The 22,785-nt window shown below is 31.3% G+C and carries 11 protein-coding genes; 4 read left to right on the forward strand and 7 right to left on the reverse strand.

The annotated features are described in order from the left end of the window. Nucleotides 1-40: 40 nt before the first annotated feature. The 5 genes from bamA to CQA53_RS04235 all read right to left on the reverse strand — a co-directional run bounded on the left by bamA (nt 41) and on the right by CQA53_RS04235 (nt 12,176). The gene (gene bamA, locus CQA53_RS04215) at nt 41-2,647 is read right to left on the reverse strand and encodes an outer membrane protein assembly factor BamA (RefSeq protein ID WP_115542782.1); all 2,607 of its coding nucleotides are present in this window, start codon (nt 2,645-2,647) and stop codon (nt 41-43) included. Between the two features lie 57 nt (nt 2,648-2,704). Beyond that, nucleotides 2,705-5,305 (reverse strand): heavy metal translocating P-type ATPase, encoded by a 2,601-nt coding sequence (locus tag CQA53_RS04220; protein WP_115542783.1) that lies wholly within the window; start codon nt 5,303-5,305, stop codon nt 2,705-2,707. Between the two features lie 707 nt (nt 5,306-6,012). Beyond that, nucleotides 6,013-8,022, reverse strand: coding sequence for a methyl-accepting chemotaxis protein (locus CQA53_RS04225; RefSeq protein WP_115542784.1), 2,010 nt, complete (start codon nt 8,020-8,022; stop codon nt 6,013-6,015). Nucleotides 8,023-8,300: 278 nt separating this feature from the next. After that, entirely contained in the window at nt 8,301-9,344 is a 1,044-nt protein-coding gene (recA, locus tag CQA53_RS04230) for a recombinase RecA (RefSeq protein WP_115542785.1), read from the reverse strand. A gap of 249 nt (nt 9,345-9,593) precedes the next feature. Beyond that, nucleotides 9,594-12,176: an ATP-dependent Clp protease ATP-binding subunit gene (locus CQA53_RS04235; RefSeq protein ID WP_115542786.1), complete on the reverse strand. Its 2,583-nt coding sequence runs from the start codon at nt 12,174-12,176 to the stop codon at nt 9,594-9,596. A gap of 399 nt (nt 12,177-12,575) precedes the next feature. On the opposite strand from CQA53_RS04235, the gene CQA53_RS04240 reads away from it, so the two are divergent. Continuing rightward, nucleotides 12,576-14,018 (forward strand): nicotinamide phosphoribosyltransferase domain-containing protein, encoded by a 1,443-nt coding sequence (locus tag CQA53_RS04240; RefSeq protein ID WP_115542787.1) that lies wholly within the window; start codon nt 12,576-12,578, stop codon nt 14,016-14,018. Nucleotides 14,019-14,269: 251 nt separating this feature from the next. On the opposite strand, the gene thrC is transcribed toward CQA53_RS04240, so the two are convergent. Further along, nucleotides 14,270-15,775, reverse strand: a complete 1,506-nt coding sequence (thrC, locus tag CQA53_RS04250) for a threonine synthase (protein WP_115542789.1) — start codon at nt 15,773-15,775, stop codon at nt 14,270-14,272. A gap of 235 nt (nt 15,776-16,010) precedes the next feature. On the opposite strand from thrC, the gene polA reads away from it, so the two are divergent. Further along, nucleotides 16,011-19,139, forward strand: coding sequence for a DNA polymerase I (polA, locus tag CQA53_RS04255; RefSeq protein WP_115542790.1), 3,129 nt, complete (start codon nt 16,011-16,013; stop codon nt 19,137-19,139). 87 nt (nt 19,140-19,226) lie between these two features. On the opposite strand, the gene tsaD is transcribed toward polA, so the two are convergent. Then, nucleotides 19,227-20,840, reverse strand: coding sequence for a tRNA (adenosine(37)-N6)-threonylcarbamoyltransferase complex transferase subunit TsaD (tsaD, locus tag CQA53_RS13695; RefSeq protein ID WP_115542791.1), 1,614 nt, complete (start codon nt 20,838-20,840; stop codon nt 19,227-19,229). Nucleotides 20,841-20,913: 73 nt separating this feature from the next. Here tsaD and CQA53_RS04265 point away from each other — a divergent pair, with 73 nt between their 5' ends. Both CQA53_RS04265 and CQA53_RS04270 read left to right on the forward strand, forming a co-directional pair. Beyond that, nucleotides 20,914-22,077, forward strand: coding sequence for an agmatine deiminase family protein (locus tag CQA53_RS04265; RefSeq protein WP_115542792.1), 1,164 nt, complete (start codon nt 20,914-20,916; stop codon nt 22,075-22,077). A gap of 67 nt (nt 22,078-22,144) precedes the next feature. Further along, nucleotides 22,145-22,729, forward strand: coding sequence for a class I SAM-dependent methyltransferase (locus CQA53_RS04270; protein WP_115542793.1), 585 nt, complete (start codon nt 22,145-22,147; stop codon nt 22,727-22,729). The last annotated feature ends 56 nt before the right edge of the window (nt 22,730-22,785 follow it).

Below are 22,785 nucleotides of genomic sequence, written 5' to 3' on the forward strand. Positions count from 1 at the left end.
TTCGATACAATTATTGTAAAAAGTTATTTAATCTATTCAACTAGAATCTTGTTCCCATTGTAAATTCAAAAAAACTAGGATAATTTGTCAAATAACCTCCGCTTGCACGAATCTTATTTGCAGTTCCATAGCTAAAGAATTGAGGTGGTCCCAAGCCTTCTGGATCTGTTGGTCCATACCACAGCATTGGGAACACAATCACAATCGGTCCCATAGGTGATACCCACTCAATAGCTATCCCCGCAGCACCTCTTTGTAAGATACTTGATTGTCCACCAAGTGTGCCATATTGTTTAAAATTTGCATTATTATTTGCACCATGATAAGTTAAGATTCCATAATCAGCATAGAGAGACACACGCATTTTTGCACTAGGGATAAGTCCGTAGCTTAATTCAATAGAGTTTGTAAAAATTCCATCACCACCAACACGCAATCTATCACTATCAAGAGGTGTGATAGAATAACTTGAATACCCCCTAATCGTGCCTACACCACCCATATAGAACGTATCATTGAGCGGTAAAAAGTGATTTTGATTATAGCGGAAAAGATACCCGCCTTGTGCTTTATAACGGAAGATAAAATCAAGCTTTGTATATTTTTGTAAATCAACATAGAATCCAGTCTTTGCATATAACTTCGTATAATACACATCTCCGCCAATTCCTGCGATATTAAGAGATAAAGTTGTGGAATTCCCATTTTTAGGGAAATAATAATCATCTGTATTGTCAAAGACTAAACTTGGGGAAATCGAACTTTTAATTGGTGCATTATTCCACCCAGAATAACTTCTATCCCATAAACCTTGTGTTCTGTATTTAAAAAACTTATCAGTGGTATTAGAACTACTACATTGCGTTGTATTTGTAGTACAATCTTGAGTGGAACCAGGTGGGTTTTTACTATCATAATTTGGATTATTAACAGTATAATCAATATTCCCAGAATCATAATACTTCTGATATTGTGGCTGTGCTTGTCCTGTATAGAGGTTATAGAATCCAAATGTATCTGTCTTATTAATATCATAACCGATATTTAGACGCAATGTAGGTAAGAGTAATCGACCAACGGTAAATCCTCCACCAATGCTTTGTTGTGTATAGACATAATTTAGATAACGACTATAATAGATATTTAATGATAAGCTCCATTTAGAATCTAACACTCTAGGATTTGTAAGGCTTAGATTAAAGGCTTGTTGTGTAGGTGCAAAGAAATTGCTTGCTCCACCACGATAATATGAGAAATCTCCACCAAAACTTACATTTGCATATAGACTTGCACCAAATCCACTCCCAAAGAGATTACGTTCATTGATACTCGCATTTACCATTAATCCATAAAAGCTCCCATAGCCAATACCAAAATTGAGTTCCCCTGTTCTCCCTTCTGTAACATTTACGACTAAATCCATAGAATCATCACTGATTCTTTTCTCATCAATGTGCACATTCTCGAAATATCCAATCCGCTTTAATGCTATTTCGCTACTTTGTATTTTGCCTAATGAATAAGTCTCGCCCGGTGCAATAAGGACTTCACGACGAATGATTCTATCTCCCGTCCGTGTGTTTCCTGTGATTACAATATCGTTAATATGGACTTTTTTACCAAAATCTATATAATAGATAATTGTTACTTCTTTTTTCTCTGTATCTTTTTTCAAATCTGGATTCACTGCAACATAAGCATATCCCAGGTCAGCGACTTTTAATTTAATTACTTGAGAATCATCACGAAGATTTTGGACATTCACAACCATATCTATTTTTGTAGTCAAGTTCTTACGCAATTCTTCATCGCTAATTAATCCCTTATGTTCTTCATCAATAATAAATTCAATATCTTTAACTTTATATTGGTTTCCCTCTTTGATATTATAATAAAGTTGTGCTTTATGATTTGTCATATTGACTGAAAGCAATGGGTGAGACACATTTGCATCTAAAAAGCCGTTACGCATATAGGAATCTTGGATTCTAAGAGGGTCTAACTCTAATTCACTTAGCATGAGTTTCCCATTATTTAGTCCGGGTAGCCAACCCATAAAATCAGCCTGTTTATTTGCACTCAAAGATTCTATTTTTCTCTTTTTTAATTGACTTGCACCCTCATAATAGCTTTTTTCAATAATGATAGAATCTCCACGATTAACATTTAAAGTAATAGCGACTGCTCGACCTTCGCTTAATTCCTTTACCTCTGGCTCTATAACACTGCCATAATATCCTTTATATTCAAGCATTTGTTTTAGCACTTCTAAGGCTTTTTCAAGTTTTATATCATCATAAGTATCACCCTTTTTAATGCCAAGTTGCCCATATAATGTATCTTTTTCGCTTTGTGAACCATATCCTTTAATCTCAATGCTTGCTACTGCTGGTTTCTCTGTTGCATAAAAGCTTAGTATCCCATTCTCAAAAGTTGCATATAAATCGCTAAAATAACCTTGTTGGTAAAGAGCTAAAATAGCTTCATCAATCTTTTGACCATCAAGTTTATCACCTACTTTAATATTAATAATATCTTTTGCTAAAGATTCTGACATATAAGTTATATTATAAATTTTTACTGATTGCACAATCTCTGCATAAAGAAATGAAACAGCAAATAATAAACTCACGAAAAAAAAACGCATATTGCTCCAAATTGATTTTTAATTAAAACCTTAAATTATAGCGGATTTAAAATAATATTAAAGTTTATTTTTGTAAAGTCTTAGAGAATTTAAAACAACGCTTATAGAACTTATACTCATAAAAAGTGCTGCAAAGAGTGGAATTACAAAACCACATAATGCAAAAGGAATCGCACAGGCATTATAAATTAAACTCATAATAAGATTTTCTTGAATGCGTTTAAAAGTAAGATTCGAGATTTTAAAAGCCTTATGTAAAGATTCTAAGCTATCATCAAGGATAATTATATCGCTATGAGCTATACTTATCTCACTTCCACTTCCCATAACAATGCCAACTTGAGCGTATTTTAATGCAAGAGAATCATTTAGCCCATCTCCTATCATCACGATTGTGTGCTTAGATTCCACCATTTTTTTAATAAATTCTGCTTTTTGTAAAGGTGTATGACCGCTATAATATTCACTAATATCGAGTGTATTTGCTAGACTTTTGACAGCCTCAAATCTATCACCACTTAAAATAATTGTTTTCTTCTTCAGTTTATTGAGACTTTGTATAAGTTCTCTTGCTCCTGATTTTACGGAATCTTGCAAGTAAAAAATATGTGTTAAGGCAAATGGGGCATTAGAATCTTGAGAAAGTTTTTCATTTATTAACTTCTCATTGCCTCCTATTATTTCTACATCATCAATTACAGCATAAAAGCCTCTGCCCTCTATTAATTCAAATAGATTATTACTTTTATCAGATTCTATATTTTGAGATATTTTATGTTTATTAGATTCGAGTAAGTCTGTTTGAGAATCTTCTTTAAAATATTCCATAATCGCTTTTGCTATTATATGTGGATTTTTTTGCATAGCCTTTATAATGAGACTTTTGCAATCAGAATCTAAAACATTTCCATTGCTTTTTTTGAACTCATCATTTTTTCTACGCATAGCAACATAGAATCTTGTTGCAGATTGTAAGGCTTCTTGTTGCTTTTTTGTAAAATCAACAGATTCCATACTTTTAAAATCTTTGTTTTTTGCTAAATCCTTTATACTTGTGTTATGAGCATGAGAGTATATGGGTTTTTCTACCTTTATTACACGCATTTTACCTTCTGTAAGTGTACCCGTTTTATCAAATACAACACAATCAGCTTTTGCTAAAGATTCTAAAAAATCTGCCTTTGTGTAAATAATATGGTTTTTAAAACCAACATTTAATCCCACAACACTTGCAATCGGTGTTGCAAGAGCTAAGGCACAAGGACATGCAATTACAATCACAGATACAGCTATAAGTAACGCATATTCAAAATCACTTTGTGCGAAAAAATAATAATAGCAAAAACCAAGAAAAGCTATACTTAACACAATCTTACTAAAATATCCAGCGATACGAAATGCAAATGATGCAATCTTTGGTGTCGAAAACTCACTTTCTTTTAATAAGTTGGCGAGCTTACTCATGCTAGAGTTTTTAAATTCTTTCGTAGCATTATAATATAATGCAGTATTGATAGCGATAGCACCAGAACTTATAGGTTCGCCCTTTTTTATATTTATTGGCACACTTTCACCATTTATGTTTGAGTAATCAAAAGTAGCAAAACTAGATTCTAAAGTCCCATCACAAGCAATAGTCTCCCCGGGCAATACTAATAATTTATCGCCAATTTTTATATCATATACAGAAATTATACTATCATCTTCTAATCGTGCTTCAAGAGGTAAAATATTATTCAATTTGTCAAGGTTATCATTTGCACTTTTCTTGCTTAAAGATTCTAGAAATTTTGCACTTAGGACAAATAAAATAATCATACAAACTGATTCAAAATAGGTGTGTCCACTTTGAGATAACCAAGCATAAATTGAATAAAAATATACAAGGCTTGTGCCCGTAATTACAAGCATTTCCATACCAATAATACCATGTTTTAACCCCAAAAACGCTTGTTTATAGAATCCACTTGCTGAAAAAAATAGCACAGGGGTTGCCAATATAAAGCTTGCAAGGTTAAGAATGCTTGTTGAAATAGAATCAATTCCAGAAAAAAAACCTAAATATTGTCCAACATTGACCCACATAATATTCATCGTGCAAAAAATTGCTATAACAAGTTTAATATAATAGATTCTATTGCGTTGGGAATCTTTATTTTCTTTTTCCTGTGGATTATACACAATCGCATTGTAGCCAATTTTACGAATATTTTGAATGATTGTAGCAAGGCTTATTGTATTTTCATCAAATAAAACCTTTGCTTTATGTGTTGTATAATTAATTTTTAATTCTTTAATTCCATTGAGATTCAATAAAATTTGCTCATTGAGCCACACACACGCCGCACATACAACACCATCAAGAATAAAATGGACTTCTTTGTAGCCATTTTGATCTTTTACATATTTTTGTTTAAAATTAATAGAATCATAGTTTAAATTTGTATGAATGGAATCTTGTATATTTTTCGTTTCTAAAGCATTATTTCCGAGTTTTGTATAAAAAGATTCTAAATTATTTTCTCTTAAAAGCTGAAATGCTAACTCACAACCATTGCAACAAAAATACAGAGTTTCTCCGCTTTGTGTATCACGCACAATTTTTAGCATATTGTCTGTATATTCTTGCTTACAATGAGAGCATGAAATCTTTTGCATAATAACTCTTATACCTCCATGTTTTATCTTAATTAAAGCTCAAAATAATAATTTAAAAGTCTCCTATGAGTTAAAGCATACATTAATAAATTAATTATAGATGACTTTCCACAATCTCTCTTATTGTAATATAAATAAAACTAAACATTGTCCCATGATTTTATCTATAAATTTCCAGCCAAACGAAACGATCAATCTATCTCTTTTAATAAATTAACAATAAAAAATCAATATCTTTTAAGATTAAATTGCAAAATACATATTTGGTTAAGATAATTTAAGTAGTTTTCCTTTTCTACCTTAGCATTATATCTAAATTCTATTTCTTTGAGATATAGATACAATATATTTTTTACCAGAGAAAACCATAACTAAAAGTTTATAAAAATCTTTGTTATCTGAAATCTCTTGTATTTTGCAATTCAGATGAAAGAAATTCACTTGATTTATAAATTGTTTTGCCTTATTATTATAGTTTTGTGAAAGCATTCTTGCAATTACTTTATTCTGTATAAATTTAAATTTGATAATAATCTGTATTGCAATTTTGACATTCTATAACTGCTAAACTAATATCACTAAGCCTACATTATATGTATTTTTTACTACTTTATTTACTATTTTATTTCATGCAAACTCACATCTTATATCTTTGGTATTTTTTGTCTTCTTAGTTTGATTTAGAATCAATGCAGACAGCTTATAGTTTATTTTTTTTGTAAGATTTCTAGTATAGATTCATAAACATTTATTTTTTGCAACTCTTCTTCTATTTGTTCGCTGGCACCTGCTTTAGAGCTAATGTTGTTAGACAAGGTTTTGCCATTATCAATAAGATTCATAATGATAGCAGAAATACTTTTAGAACGTTCTGAAATATCTAGCATATTTGAAGAGGCATTTTGTGCACTACTATCGATATTATGCACTGATTCTATAACAGACTTTATCGATGCATTTGTATCACTAAGACTCTTTTGAGTCCTCTCGGCTAGATTCCTTACCTCATCGGCTACAACAGCAAACCCTCGACCATGTTCTCCTGCTCTTGCAGCTTCTATTGCAGCATTTAATGCTAATAGGTTTGTTTGATTGGCAATGCCAGATATAATGTCTAAGACACGATTTAAGCCATCTATCTCGCCCAATAATCTATGTATTTGTTCTCCTAGATTCATATTTTCACTCCCTGTTTGCATACCACTTTCTAATTGTGCTACAAACGCTCCAAACTGCTCATTTACAGAATCTAGATTCTCCCCCATACCTTTAAAATCCCTTGATGTTGTTGTGAGTGTATCGGCAATATTTTTAATAGTGGGTATGGAAGACTTGAGCTGATTGAGCATGAGAGAATTTATATTATTAATGATTTCAAGTTGTGCTATACGTTTATAGATAAAATGTGATTTAAATTGACTATATTGCAAGTGAAAGGTATCCAAAATATCATCACTAAAATGCCCCTCATGATGATAGAAAAATATCGCATTTAATGTTTCATTCATATTCACTCCCAAAATCTCACCAAAGGTAGAAAAGCCTATTGCTGGAATCTTGTCAAACACATTTATACCCTTAAGCATATTGATATTATGCAATCTACGCAATACACAATCATTTAAAATTACCCCCAAAGGTTCTGGTTTATTCTTGGCATACGCTTTGTAATCCATCTTAGTGCGTTCTACAACATCTACGCGTTTAAGGAGAGTAAGCTCTTCACCCTTATCAACATCACAATACATTGATACACTCTCTGTATCGGCTTTAAAATCTGCTATACAACGCACAAACATTTGATCTTTAATCTTTACACCAAAGGTATAATCATTCATAATATTGGGTACTTTTGATAAATCACATTTCAATTTATCACTCAAAGCTTCAAATACACTATTTTGCTTATGAGTTTTATTATCTAAAAACTTATTAATAGTTCTACTTTTAACATCGGAATCTACTACCAAAAATTTTTCATTTGTTACCTCAAAGTTCTGTGTCTTAAAGATACCAAAATGATAATTTTTTTTAAGTTTTACATAAGTAATAACTGCTTTCCCCTTAACCACTGAGTTATTATCAAAAATATAAGTATTTTTAAAATCAAGCCTACCACCTGCACTACCACCTACATACATACAGGGAAGTGAACCGGCATTATAAATAGCTTCCATTAAAAAGCTCTCAGCCCAACTTATACCATCTAGTAAAACATAGCCCAAAGTGCTATGTGATGTAGCTTTAAAAGGGATCTTTACCTTGCGAACTTCATTTTCTATAAACTTAATTTGTTCATCTTTATTTGTGATTTTAACACCTAAATCAATGCTTACAACATGTATATGTTCTATCATATCACTAGAAAATAGCATTAAGTCCACTCTATCACCATCCATTCCATTATTGCCAATACTTACGCCATACAAGTCATTCAGCGGTGTATTATCATCGAGTGAACACAAAAGCCCAGCAGAACTAGCCATTATAAGCATACAATCATTGGGCAATACCGATTTTATATCATGTGCAACTTTCGATAAATCTACGCTAGGCAAAGAATAGCCTAGTGCAAACTTTATAGGTTGTTGTCCTATTTCATCTCTAGCCTTTAGCACATCTTTAACACGCATCCTAGCCTCATTACTTTTGAAATAAAGGCTTGTCATTTCTCTCTTAGGGACTTCTTTTTTCTTTCTTTTACCCAAATTAAACATAAACTTTCCTTTTCTTGACTTAAACATTAAATCTTTTGAATCTGATACTTCAACCATGTTTTTCATTCAAGGCAAAATATCTTTTAATTACCGCAATTATAATTCCAGTTTATCATTTTTATAACTTTACTTAATTTTCATTGTATAATTCTACTACCTAAACTGATTGCAAACTTTGGGCAGAATATATAAGTAAATTATCTTGAGTTAAGCATTTTATTAACCCCATATTTTAATAATATGAAACAAAATTTACTTTTTAATCATGCTCAAGAAAATCAATCTGGAGAATCTTCTGGCTCATCTGGCAGAGGCATAATTTCATCGCTTGTGCCAATTTGCTCTTTAATTTTATTTGCAATTTCTGTTGCAATATCTGGATTATCTTTGAGAAATGTTTTTGCATTTTCTCTACCTTGTCCTATTTTCTTATCTCCATAGGAAAGCCACGCACCACTTTTATCTATAATATCAAGTTTCACGCCATAATCGATAATCTCACCTTCACGACTAATGCCTTCACCAAACATAATGTCAAATTCAGCTTCTCGAAATGGTGGAGCAACTTTGTTTTTTACTACTTTCACTTTCGCACGATTACCGATGATACTATCACTTTGCTTTAAAGTAGCGATTTTACGAATATCAATACGCACACTCGCATAGAATTTTAAGGCATTCCCACCTGTTGTAGTTTCTGGGCTACCATATCCCATTGTGCCAATTTTCATACGAATCTGATTGATAAAAATCAAAGTGGTATTCATTCTAAAAAGCACACCTGTAATTTTACGTAATGCATGACTCATTAAACGAGCCTGCAATCCTACATGTTGATCCCCCATATCTCCATCAATCTCTGCTTTTGGTGTAAGTGCGGCAACAGAATCTATCACCACCAAATCAACAGCGCCACTTCGCGTAATTGTCTCAAGTATTTCTAAGGCTTGTTCACCATTATCCGGTTGGCTAACTAAAAGATTTTCTGTATCAACTCCTAAATTTTTTGCATAATATACATCAAGTGCATGTTCCGCATCAATAAATGCACACACTCCACCATTTCTTTGGCATTCTGCAATGACTTGCAATGAAAGAGTGGTTTTACCACTTGATTCTGGTCCATAAATCTCAATAATTCTCCCTTTTGGAATCCCCCCAATCCCAAGTGCCAAATCTAAACCTAATGAACCGGTGGAAATAGAATCTATTTTTTCGACTTGTTTATCACCAAGTCGAATAAGCATCCCCTTGCCAAATGCTTTATCAATTTGTTTCATTGCACTTTCTAAAGCTTTTTGTTTATTTGCATCAATTGCCATACTTTTACCTTTTTACAAAATTTCGTGATTCTATCATAAGATTGTTGAGAAAAAATAATATCAAAAGAATCTTAAGATTGCAACATAAATTAGACCTCAATATATTGAACAAAATAGTAAGAGCAATCTAAAAACTTAATACTCAAGAAAATTGAAATATTATCGAAAGAGTAGCAAAAATAGAAAGCTATACTTTAATTTAAAATATAACTATGGTTTATTGTAGTTTTCTTTCTTAATTTTCATCAATCAATCATTTTTACATAATTGGATATTTATTTTTACTTTCTCATCATAAACATCAAATATAACTTCACATTTTTCTTGAACTTCATCTCTTAGGATTAAATCCGACAACTCATCTTCTATAAATCTTTGCACCGCTCTTTTTAAAGGTCTCGCACCAAACACAGAATCAAATCCTGCATTGGCAATAAAATCTTTCATGGATTGAGTAAGTGTCAGTATAATATGCCTTTCTTTTAACTTATTTTGTACACCTTCAATCAATATGTCAATAATATCACGAATGTTTTCTTTTGTGAGTGGATTAAATATTATTTTATCATCAAGACGATTGAGAAATTCTGGCTTAAAAAACATCTTCAGTGCATTATCAATAGCTTTTTGCTGTTCTTCTTTATCCATTCCTTGTAAGATTAAATCGCTACCAATATTACTTGTTAAAATAATAATTGTATTTTTAAAATCGACAACAACCCCTTTATTATCCGTCAGTCTTCCATCATCCAATACTTGCAATAAAATATTAAAGACTTTTGGGTGTGCTTTTTCTACTTCATCAAAAAGCACAACACTGTAAGGTTTTTGCTTTACTGCTTCAGTGAGAATCCCACCTTCTTCATAACCTACATATCCAGGTGCAGCACCTGTAAGTTTTGTTGCATCAATTTCTTGCATATATTCACTCATATCAATGCGAATTAACTCTTTTTCACTATCAAAAAGAAATTTTGCTAATGCTTTTGCACTCTGTGTTTTACCAACTCCTGTTGAACCCAAAAAAAGAAAACTCGCAATAGGGCGATTCGCATCATTTAATCCAGCTTTATTGCGTTTAATTGCCCGAGATATAGATTCTATTGCTTCATCTTGTCCGATTACACTTGCTTTGAGATTATCCTTTATATGCAAAATCTTTTCTTTTTGAGATTCAAGCATTTTGCCGACAGGAATTTGGGTCCAACGAGATACAATCTCTGCAATACTTTCTTTTGTTACAGCATTTTGAAGCAAAGAGCCAGATTTTTGCAACTCTTTCCATTTTGATTCTAAACTCGCCAATTCAATATTCAATTTTGGAATCTCACCATGTTCTATTTCACCAGCTCTTGCATAATCTCCATTTCTTCTTGCAAGTTCACTTTCACGACGCAAAGATTCTATCGTGTTTTTGAATTTTGCGATATTGCTAAAAATTTGCTTTTCATTTTCAAAAGTATTTTGCAGACTTAAAAGATTCTCTTTGTTGTCAGCTAACTGCTTTTCAATTTCTTCAAGACGTTGCGTATTATTATCGGATTTATCGAGATTGAGTGCCGCCTTTTCAACTTCCAGCACTTCAATTTCCCTTTTTACTCTAGAAATTGCTTTAGGTTCAGATTCTATCTGCATTTTTAACTCTGCCGCCGCTTCATCAATTAAATCGATTGCTTTGTCAGGTAAATAACGATTGGTGATATAGCGACTTGATAACTTGACACTTTCAACCAATGCACTATCTGTAATACTGATATTATGATGAGACTCTAAACTCTCTTTAATTCCTCGCATAATTTGCATAGCTTCGTTTTGGTTTGGTTCATTTACTGCAATAGGTTGGAATCTTCTTGCAAGTGCCGCATCTTTTTCAAAATATTTGCGATATTCTTTGAGTGTTGTAGCACCTATTGTTCGTAATTCTCCGCGAGCCAAAGCGGGTTTTAGGATATTTGCTGCATCCATTCCCCCTTCACTTGCTCCAGCTCCAACAATCGTGTGAATCTCATCAATAAATAAAATTACATCGTTATTCTTTTTAACCTCATCAACCACAGCTTTTAATCTCTCTTCAAAATCTCCGCGATATTTTGCTCCAGCCATAAGTGCAGTCATATCAAGTGCGATAACTTTTTTACTTTGCAATGATAATGGCACTTCTTTTTTAGCAATTTTAATCGCTAAGCCTTCTACAACAGCAGTTTTACCAACACCCGGTTCGCCCAAGAGAATAGGATTATTTTTTGTTTTTCTAATAAGAATTTGCATCATTCGTTCAATTTCTTCATTTCTACCAATAACCGGGTTAAGACTATTTTGTATTGCCATTTTTGTTAAATCAATACCATATTTTTCAAGAGTTTCTAAGACATCATCACTACTTTGAGAATCTATTTTCATGCCTTTACGCATATTTTTAAGAGTATTGATAAGCTCAAGTTTATCAATATTTTTCAAAAAATCTTTAAAATATGAATCGACATTTGCTCTTACATAACTATCCACGCCAATAAAGCTATCGCCTTCAGTTGTCGCTAAAGTAAGTGAATTTTGTAAAGCATTGAATACATCTTTGGAAAGACTCATATTCTCGGTATTTACATTACTTGTTGTTGGGAGTTTTTCAATTTCTGATGTAAGAGTATTAATGAGTGCATTAATATCTTCGTTATTTCGTTGTAATGCTTGATACATTAAGAGATTAGAATCTGCTACCATAGCAAGTAGCGTGTGGATTGGTTCTGTTTGTGCATTTTTATGTTTGATTGCAAATTGAGCTGAATTGTTTAATATTTCTCGCATTTGATTTGTTAATTTATCAAAAATATTCATGATAGTCTCCTTATTTTTACAAAAGATTAGGTGGAAGTATAACATAAATTTTAGCAATTAGTGAAAAATTGTGCTAATTTATTTATAATTTTATATTATTAGAATAAAAAAACTTTAGTTTATTAATATAAACTTTAATAAGTTTAACTTACTAAAAGTATAAATTATATTTAAGATAGATAATGTTCTTTCATAATTTTCCTAAATATGCTTGAAGGGTTGTTTTTGAATATTGGATTTTTAAAGAGAAAAGACCCCAAAAAATCAAAGTTTTCTTGATACTCTTTAAAATATTTATGAATTATGGTAATATTGAGTTTATTTTTTATATCATGTTTATAAGCTTTCTCATACAGAGATTCATTTTCTTGATGATAAACTGCTATTAAAGGCGTAATTATGAAATATCCCAAGTTACTTTTTATTTCTGATTGTTATAAATACACCCATGCGGCGATGTATCCTAATGGCGTGGAGGAAGTTTATAGTTTGCTTTATTGTAGAAATCCAAGACTTGATTTAGAATCTCTCAATGGGCATATTGTTGCATTTGGTATGAGGCAAGTAATTCATAAGTTGCAGCAACTTTATTATGAATTTAAACAATGTGAGGAGAATATTTTACGCGAAGCACTTGAATGGATTTATATAAAATTTATGAAACTTAATCCTAATGAAGAATCTTATAAATTTCTTGTTGAAAAATGGTTAAATTTACCAGATGAAATGCCTGTAACTTTTAAGGCTTTGCCAGAAGGGACATTTGTATCAAACAACACGCCAATTATTTCTGTTTTATGTCAAAAAAGCGAGCATTGTTGGTTTGTAAATTTTATTGAAACTTATTTAAATTCTGAATTATGGAAAACTTGTTTTGTTGCAACAAAAGCAGCATTATTTAAGAAAATAGAATATGATTTTTTGCAATCTTATATTGATAAGAGTTTGAATTTCCATGATTTTGCTGCAAGAGGAATGAATGGGATTGAGGATTGTTATATCTCAAGTATGGGGCATTTACTCTTTTTTAGCGGAACAGATTCTCTTATGGCAATAAGAAATGTTTATGATAATTATGGAAAAAGTATAGAAACATTAGGTTCTATACCTGCGAGTGAACATAGTGTAATGTGTCTTGGAGGACAACAATATGAGCTAGAGACTTTTAAAAGAATTATGGAAAAATTCCCTCATTCAATGGTTTCAATCGTTGCAGATACTTGGAATCTATGGAATATTATTGATTTGCTTAAAAACGATAAAGAAATGTTTTTAACGATTCAAAATAGAAAGCAACCAATTGTTTTGCGTCCAGATTCAGGTGATCCATTCCTTATATTGACAGGCAATCCTCATGCGCATGATGATCGAGAAAAAAAGGGTGTTATACGTCTTGTGCATGAATATTTTGGATTTCATCATGTTAGAATTATTTATGGTGATGCTATTACGATAGAGAGAGCAAGAATGATTTATGAATGGTGTAAGCATAATAATTTTAATCCTTTAGAGTTTTTATGTCTTGGAATAGGAAGTTACGCTTATAATTCAGGAATTCGTGATGATGTAGGCTTAGTAACAAAAATGACTTGGGCAAAGATTAATGGGAAATCTGTGCATTTAATTAAAAATCCAATAACAGGAAAAGATAAAATTTCCCTCTCTGGTAAAGTAGCAGTGAAAAGGGATACAAGGGAGGTTGTGCAATATATGGATTATGAAATTGAAAATGATTTATTAAGCACTGATATGAGTTTAGAGGATTTAGATTCTATACGCATATATGCTAAAAGCGAGTTTTTACGTGCTATTGGGATACACCAAGACACTCTCAATACATAAATTTTATTCAGAAATATATTTTAAAGTAATCTTGCATATTATCAAGCAAGGGCTATATGTTGTTCTAATAATTGTTTTATTGAGATTCTTAACCTCGCGATACATGAATAAGTCATAAAGTTTTAACTTGCTATCTGATTGTATTCCATCCTTTTTTCTCGGGCTTTTTTCTATAAAAGAGAATAAAAATTTATTTTTAACACTATTATAAATAAAGATAGTTTTTATTGATTTTTTATTTGGCAACAAAATTAATTCATCTCATTTCCTATCCATTGCATTATATATGTGTCTAACTCATTGGCATTATAGGATTGCGTATGTATTTCTTTTTTCGTAAAAATATTAAGAATACCAAAATCTAATTTTACATTAGTGTCAAGATTTGAATGAATAATCGCTAAAATATTATGAAGGGCTTCTTTATCATTAAGAGCTTCTAAATCTTTTGGATTCTTGCCCGACAAAGCGGAAAAAACAACTTTAGCAAATTTACTAAAATGTGCAGTAGAAATAATCACCTGTGTTTCATTCTTATTTTGTCTCTCCTTTGCGAATAAATATGCGTTGCTTGTATGTGGGTCAATTATGTATCCAGAAGCAAAAGATTCTTTAATCCCTTGCAAACATTCTTTATCGCTAAAGCTTTTTGCTTCAAAAAGATTCTGTAATGTATTTAACTCATTATCAGTAAGATTAAAGTATGCATTGTTTTCAAGAGATTCCATAAGCTCTTTTGTTCTATCCGCACCAAAATATGCAAAAAGCAATCGTTCAATATTGGAACTTTTCAAAATATCCATAGCAGGAGAATATGACAATTTTAATTCTTTCTCACGAATATCATATACACCAGTCGTAAAAAATTGTGTGAGAATATCATTTGGATTTGAGGCGATACAAATTTTTTTGATTGGCAAACCAAGTTGCTTCGCAAAAAACGCACCAAGTGCATTGCCAAAATTTCCACTCGGTATTATTACACTAAATTCTTCTAGATTTTCCTTTGCAAGATCTTTTGCAATTTTAAAATAATATACGATTTGGAATGCTATCCTTGCAATATTTACAGAATTTGCAGCACTTAATTCATAGCCATTCGTTTTTAAATAAGCATTAAATTCTTTATTGCGTAAAAGTGATTTTAATGTGCTTTGTGCAAGATCAAAATCCCCATATATACCAAAAACTTTAAGATTTGGTGCATCTTGTGTTGTCATTTGCAATCTTTGGACTTCACTCGTGCCACCTTTTGGATATATACAAATCGCTTTGACATTTTTAGAGTGTGCAAAACCTTGCAATGTTGCAGGACCTGTATCACCGCTTGTTGCACTCAAAATAAGATATTTTTTCTTTTGTTGTGTTGCTATGGAATCTAAAAGCTTTGAGAAAGGCTGTAAAGCCATATCTTTAAAAGCATAGGTTGGTCCATGATAAAGTTCTAAAGAATAAAGATTGGGGTAAATCTTTACTAAAGGTGCAATATCTTTTGAACCAAAGTTTTGATAACTTTGAAGTGCAGATTCTAAAAGATGAGAATCGAAATGAATATGAAGTTGTTGAAAAATTTCTTTACAAATTTCAGTATAAGAGAGTGCATAAATCTTTGTAAGATTCTCAAAAGGAGTAATTTTCCCAAAAGTATAAAGCCCCCCAAAATCTGCATTTGGATTCAGCATTGCTTGGACAAATGTTTTGTTTGTTGGTGTATTGCTTCTTGTTTGTGCCAACATCGTTTCATTATTGGTTTGCATATTATCTCGCTTAAAATAAAATATAGATAAAATAATACAAAAAATTTAGAAATATTTAATTGAAATTAAAAATAAGATTCTATGAAATCTCCCCCAATAGCTTCTTTTTATTCCCTCTACTTTTACAAATAAGCATAGTAACATTTTGATAGATAAAATCGTGAAATAATCAAAGAATCTGTTTTTTAATAAAATTACAATATAATTGAGAATCTTAAATAGAGTAAGGAATATTATGCAAATAAACTCACAGAATACGCAACAAAAAAAGATTATTCTCATTGATACTTTCGGATTCTTTTTTCGTAGTTATTATGCGTTACCACCGCTTCATAATTCTAAAAATTTTCCAACATCATTGCTTACAGGTTTTGCAACACTCATTTTTAATATCTTTAAAGATAATCCTCATGCAAACATTATTTTTACACTTGAGGGGCATGACAATAAACGAAAAGAAATTTTCCCACAATATAAAGCAAATCGTAAAGATACTCCCCAAGATCTTTTATTGCAACTCCCAGTGGCGATTTCATGGCTTGAAAAAATGGGCATAACGACTCTAAAAATTGAAGGATATGAAGCAGATGATTGCATTGCAACACTCTCGAAAATCGCACAAAACAAAGGCTTTCGGGTAGAAATTATAAGTCATGATAAAGATCTCTACCAATTGATTAATGACCAAGTTCATATCTTTGATTACGCTAAAAAGAGTATAATCACAAGTCACGAATGTGAGCAAAAATTTGGTGTCTTGCCAAGTGAATTTATTACTTATCAAAGCATTGTTGGAGATTCTAGTGATAATATACCTGGCATTAAAGGAATTGGTGCAAAGGGGGCACAAAAAATTGTTACTCATTTTAAAACTTTAGAATCTTTATATAAAGCAGTAGAAAATAATCCAAAAAATGTTGAAGAAATTGTAGGGAAGAGAACTCTATCACTCATTCAAGAACATAAAGATTCCGCATTTTTAAGTCAAAAGCTCGTAACTTTGCAACAAGATTTATTACAAGATTTTGATTTTTCAGTTGCATTAAATAGCTTTCAGAAAACACCCTTATTGCAAATAACAGCAGAATTAGAAGAATATGAATTACAAAAAATTTTACAAAAAATTGGGAAATCTCTTACGAATAAGAAGCATAATCCAGAAAACTCTCTTCGTCAAAATACAATAAATACAAATCTATTGCAAAATCAATATATTGCTGATATGCCACAAGAGATGTCTTTTGAATCTCCCTCTACATCAAATGGATTTTCTTTTCAATCACATTTAATTACAGAATCTCAAGAGTTATTTGAGATTCTAGAATCTTTACCACCTCATATCCCAATAGCATTTGATTGTGAAACAAATGGATTAAATGTCCGTGAGGATAATATGGTTGGTTTTAGTTTTTGCTACGATGGGGTAAATGGGTATTATGTGCCATTTTTACATGGTGGAGTTAAGCGAGATAGAAGTTTAAATTTAACTAATAATTTCATGCAAGATTCTCAACCAAATTTATGGAATCTAGATTCTATACAGCAAGAGAACAAAACAAGCCATAATGTAAATTTTTCGCTATTTCCTATCAATACTTGTGATATTTCAAATAACAAGACACCACATCATTCTTTAGGAAACTCTCAAAAGACAACAAATCAAACTCTTCTTGAGGATTCATACCCACCAAAGCAAATTTCACAAAAAGATGCAAAAGAAGCAATTAAATTGATTTTTACACACCCCCTCATTGGACATAATCTGAAGTTTGATTTAGCTATGACTTGGTATAATTTTGGACTTTTACCAACATTTAAAGAAACATACAAAAATAATATAAATAATACAAATTTTTTACATAAAATAGAGATTCAAGATTCTATGGTTTTAGCATGGCTTCTTAATCCAAGCCAAAGTGTTAGTCTTGATAACCTTATGCGTGAATTTTTCAATCATGAAATGATAAGCTTTGAATCTATTGTGCCAAAGGGTGCGACATTTGATAGCATTCGTTTGGAGTGTGCTGCAAAATATGCGAGCGAAGATGCTGTGGCAACTTATGTGCTTTACCAAAAGCTTGAAAATCTCCTTGAACCGCATTTACTTGAAGTAGCAAAAGACTTAGAATTTCCTTTTATTTATGCATTGCGTATAATGGAAGATTGTGGCATTGCAATTCATCGTGATTATTTCTTGGAACTTAAAAATGATTTTAGTGCAAGATTACATACATTACAACAAAAAATCTATAAACAGAGTGGTTATGAATTTAATATTAATTCCCCAAAACAACTGAGTGAAATTCTTTTTGATAAATTACATCTTGATGCTACAAATAATAAATCTCTTAGCACAAATGAAAATGCCCTTACAAACCTTATTCATCAACATGAAGTGATTCCAACATTATTGGAATATCGTGAGGCTTTTAAACTTTTTAGCACATATATTGAACCAATCTTGAAATTAAGTACAAATAATCATAGAATCTATACTTCATTTATGCAGACAGGGACAAATACAGGGAGATTAAGTTCGAAATCTCCTAATTTACAAAATATTCCAGTAAGAAGTGAATTGGGTAGAAGCATTCGTGCCGGATTTGTAGCAGAGAAAACAAAAGTGTTGCTTAGTCTTGATTATTCGCAGATAGAATTGCGACTTTTGGCACATTTTAGCCAAGATAGTGTATTGGTAAAAGCATTTAAACACAATGCAGACATTCATGCAGAAACAGCTAAAAGAATTTTTAAGGACAAGATCTCAATATGCAATAATTCCAATCAGAATATGAAAGATTCTATCGATAAAGATTCTCAAACTTTTGTTGATTTTAGGAATATAGCAAAGTCCATTAATTTTGGATTAATTTATGGTATGGGTGCGAGAAAATTAGCTCAAACGCTCAATATTACACAGGCTGAAGCAAAAGGTTATATTGAAGATTATTTTGCAAATTTTCCAAGCGTGAAAGAATATCTAGAACAACAAAAGAAAGAAATTTTAAAACATGGATATAGCCAAACACTTCTTGGAAGGAAAAGACATTTTGACTTTTTTAGTGCAACAGAATTCATGCGTTCAAATTATTTGCGTGAAGGGGTAAATACTATATTTCAAGGAAGTGCGGCAGATTTAATTAAACTTAGCATGAATGCTATTGTGGAAGAATTTGATTTACTAAAGCACAATGATGTAAAAATGTTATTGCAGGTGCATGATGAGTTAATTTTTGAAGTGAAAGAAGAATGTGCAAAAGATATTGGAGAAAAAATTAAAGATATTATGGAAAATATTTATATGCTTCGTGTGCCTCTTGTGTGTAACCTTGCAATCGGAAAAACTTGGGCAGATTTAAAATAAGTAAGACTTAAACTCTTTTATGGGTGTAATGTTTTAAATTATAGCTAAAAAATATTTTTGCTGATAATACAGAATCTTTTTCAACTATCATATTTCTGTATTTCTTGGTGAAATGTCTAGTTCTAAAAGTTGTTGTAGCAAGTAATCAAAGAAAGGAGAATCTCTATCTTTCATGTCTTTTTCTTGCTCTGAGTAAGTTTTTTCTTTGTATTTTTCAGATTCATCAGGTGTGATACAAGATTTTTTTGAAACCTCTCCATTTGCTTTAGTATCATCTAATTGTTTTTGTTTGCATAAATTTTGTACATTTTCTAAAAGGCTTTTTTGAGGACTGTATATATAGTTTTGTTTATCTTGTGCTATTTGTTTTATATTTTTAATGTGTTGGTCTAGTAAATCCGTGTCCTTTATTTGCAAGTAACCTTTGGAAGTAATATTTTGCATAACAGAATCTCGCTGTTTAATAATATCGGGGTTTGAGTGTATTTTAGCAAGTGTTGCTCTACCAATCATAGCAGCATTATCTGCACAAAATGCAATATCGCTCATTAATAAAGTTTTATCGAACTTCTGACAAAGATTTCGTAATTTTTCTCGCAGCAGTGAATTAGCACTTGCACCACCAACAATTGCAAAATGTTTAATATGGTTAGTATTTTGCAGATATTTCTTGCATTTTTGGACAAGATGTGTTGTGGCACTTTCTTGGAAAGAGAGTGCTAAAGCACGGACATAGGGGTGAGATTGAATCTGTGTTAGAATATCATGCAATATCGCTTCTTTTTCACATATTTCATTCTCAAGTGATTGCTTAGTTTGTATTGTTTCTTGTTGTGTAATATCGCTACAATAAGCATATAATTCTTTTAGTTTTTGTTGCATAGAAATTGCAGATTCTACAATATTCATAACTTCTAAATTACTATGAAGTTTTAAACGAAAAGCATTTTTTAAACCAGAAAAGCTAAAATTTAATGTATTTTGATTGACAAGTGGTATTGGCAGAGAGCAATGAGTATAGATTTGTATGAAAGATTGATTTATCTTATAAGATTCATTGGGAGATTGTATAGTTTTGTTTGCGATATTAGAGGATTTTTGTAAACAATTACCATGGGGGAAAAATTCTTGCATAGCTTCTCTTGCCAGTGTATCGATTAATACACCTCCAGGATAACCAAGTGCAAGCATCTTTGCCACTTTATCATAACATTCACCAAAACTATCATCAAGTGTTTGAGAAATAATTTTCATGTCATCATAGCCATAACATTCAAGAATCATTGTATGTCCTCCGGAGACGAGTAGCACAGAAATGGGGAATATTTCCTCTTTTTGATTGATAAATAATGAATAAATATGTCCTTTGAGATGATTGATTCCAAGCAATGGGACACGCAATGAGAGTGCAAGTGCCTTTGCCATCATCACACCTTCTAAAAGTGAAGTAGATAAGCCTGGTTCGCAGGTTACACTGACACAAGCAATGTCATTGAAATCAAATTTATCTTGAAATTTTTGCAATAAAATTGGTAAATCTTTTGCAAAAAGTCTTGAGGCAAGTTCTGGCACAACACCACCATAAATTTTATGATTTTCTTCTTGTGAAATTTTTGTATGCCACAAAAGTTTTGCACTTTTTATATCAGTATAAGCTAATGCACTATCATCACAACTTGATTCAATGCTTAAAATTTTCATATTTTCTCTTTAAAATTTTGATTTAATGCTATAATTTTATCCTACATTACTAAATAAAGCTTAAGGGATATTCATGTTTGCAGAGTGGGAAAAACAAAAAGGAATTGTGTTAATTTATCCACATGTTTTTTGTGATTTTGAGGCAAATTTAGAAGAAGTGCAAGATTGTTATGACAATATTATTGCAGAAATTCTAAAGGTTGAAAGTGTATATCTTATTATGCATCCAAAAGATAATGAAGCAAAAGAACGTGTGCAAGAATTATTAAGAAATATCGGCGAGGAAGCAAAAAACTGCAGAATCTTTGAATTTGAAAGCAATGATGTATGGGCACGAGATAGCATTGCTCTTTCCGTTAAAGAACAAACAACAAGCCAAAAAGTTACCAACCTCGCAAATGCAATGTTTGGTGCAAATTCTGTAAAGTCTGAATCTTTAGGTTTTTTGGATAAGGTTATAAGACAAGATTCTGAAAATGAGACTATACATCATCAATTTGCAAATTTTATTTTCAATGCATGGGGATTGAAATATAGTGCAAATTTTGATAATCAATTGAACGTGAAACTTCACCAAGTAGGATTTTTTGATATGCTGAAAACTTATGGAATGGTGCTTGAAGGTGGAAGCATTGATTATAATGGCAATGGAATCTTGCTTACAACAAGGAAATGCCTTTTAGAACCAAATCGTAATCCAAATCTTACAAAAGAACAAATTGAAGAATCCCTCAAATCATACCTCCATGTTTCAAAGATTCTGTGGTTAGAACACGGTGAGCTACTTGGTGATGATACAGATAGCCATATTGACACACTCGCACGATTTATTAATCATGACACGATTGTATATATCCAATGTGATGATTTACAAAATCCTAATTTTACCGAATTAAATGCTATGAAGCATGAACTAGAAAATCTCGCTAAAGTGAATAATTTTAAACTTATTGCTCTACCTTTTTGTGAATATCCCAATGATATACTTATAGAATCAGATACAGACTTACACAGGCAAATAAAACAAAATAAGCCTTATCTCCCAGCAAGCTATGCAAATTTTCTTTTTTTAAATGACAATACTTTACTTTTACCAATCTATAATAAACCAACAGATTTTAGTGCAATAGAGATTATGAAAAAAGCATTACCAGAGTATAATATTATTCCTATAAACTGCGAAGCACTGATACAGCAATATGGCAGTTTGCATTGTATAACAATGCAGATTCACTAACACTTATTGTATTAAATATATTTGATACAAAGTGAAAATAATATAATAATTCTTACAAAGAAGTATCATGAAATCATACAAACATGACATTAATAATAAAAACATTCTCTCAAGTAAAAAGAATGCAACCAAACAAGATACAATCTTTATGCAAGATTATAATGAAAAATTTGAATTTAATAATCTTGTGGCAAGTGTTTTTGATGATATGATTGAACGTTCTGTGCCTTTTTATGAAGAAATGATGAATCTTTCAATTTACTTTATACTTGAGAATCTAAAAGACTGGACACATACAATTCAAAAAACAGATTCTGTGCAGATTCCAATTATTTATGATTTAGGTAGTTCTACGGGAAATCTCTTATTACGATTATATGATACATTTAGCACACATAACATTTGTGCTAACCTTTATGGTATTGATAACTCACTCCCAATGATTGAACGAGCAAAACTAAAAGCAAATGCTTTAGGTGCAGATATTACTTTTTTACATCAAGATTTTTTACAAACAACATTTCTACCAGCAGATATTATCACAGCATTTTATACATTGCAATTTATTCGCCCAATTCATCGACAAAATATGATACAAAAAATTTATAATGTGCTTAAGGAGGAGAATATTTTTATGGCTTCTTTACTATAACTAAATCAGAATATCTTACAAGTCATTGTATATAGGAATTGATTCTAAACATAAGA

It is taken from the genome of Helicobacter didelphidarum (assembly GCF_003364195.1).
Taxonomy (GTDB): domain Bacteria; phylum Campylobacterota; class Campylobacteria; order Campylobacterales; family Helicobacteraceae; genus Helicobacter_A; species Helicobacter_A didelphidarum.

Excerpts from the sequence above, each read along its gene's own strand:
- bamA (WP_115542782.1), bottom strand. The coding sequence starts at position 2,647 with ATGCGTTTTTTTTTCGTGAGTTTATTATTTGCTGTTTCATTTCTTTAT.
- CQA53_RS04220 (WP_115542783.1), bottom strand. The coding sequence starts at position 5,305 with ATGCAAAAGATTTCATGCTCTCATTGTAAGCAAGAATATACAGACAAT.
- CQA53_RS04225 (WP_115542784.1), bottom strand. The coding sequence starts at position 8,022 with ATGTTTAATTTGGGTAAAAGAAAGAAAAAAGAAGTCCCTAAGAGAGAA.
- recA (WP_115542785.1), bottom strand. The coding sequence starts at position 9,344 with ATGGCAATTGATGCAAATAAACAAAAAGCTTTAGAAAGTGCAATGAAA.
- CQA53_RS04235 (WP_115542786.1), bottom strand. The coding sequence starts at position 12,176 with ATGAATATTTTTGATAAATTAACAAATCAAATGCGAGAAATATTAAAC.
- CQA53_RS04240 (WP_115542787.1), top strand. The coding sequence starts at position 12,576 with ATGAAATATCCCAAGTTACTTTTTATTTCTGATTGTTATAAATACACC.
- thrC (WP_115542789.1), bottom strand. The coding sequence starts at position 15,775 with ATGCAAACCAATAATGAAACGATGTTGGCACAAACAAGAAGCAATACA.
- polA (WP_115542790.1), top strand. The coding sequence starts at position 16,011 with ATGCAAATAAACTCACAGAATACGCAACAAAAAAAGATTATTCTCATT.
- tsaD (WP_115542791.1), bottom strand. The coding sequence starts at position 20,840 with ATGAAAATTTTAAGCATTGAATCAAGTTGTGATGATAGTGCATTAGCT.
- CQA53_RS04265 (WP_115542792.1), top strand. The coding sequence starts at position 20,914 with ATGTTTGCAGAGTGGGAAAAACAAAAAGGAATTGTGTTAATTTATCCA.
- CQA53_RS04270 (WP_115542793.1), top strand. The coding sequence starts at position 22,145 with ATGAAATCATACAAACATGACATTAATAATAAAAACATTCTCTCAAGT.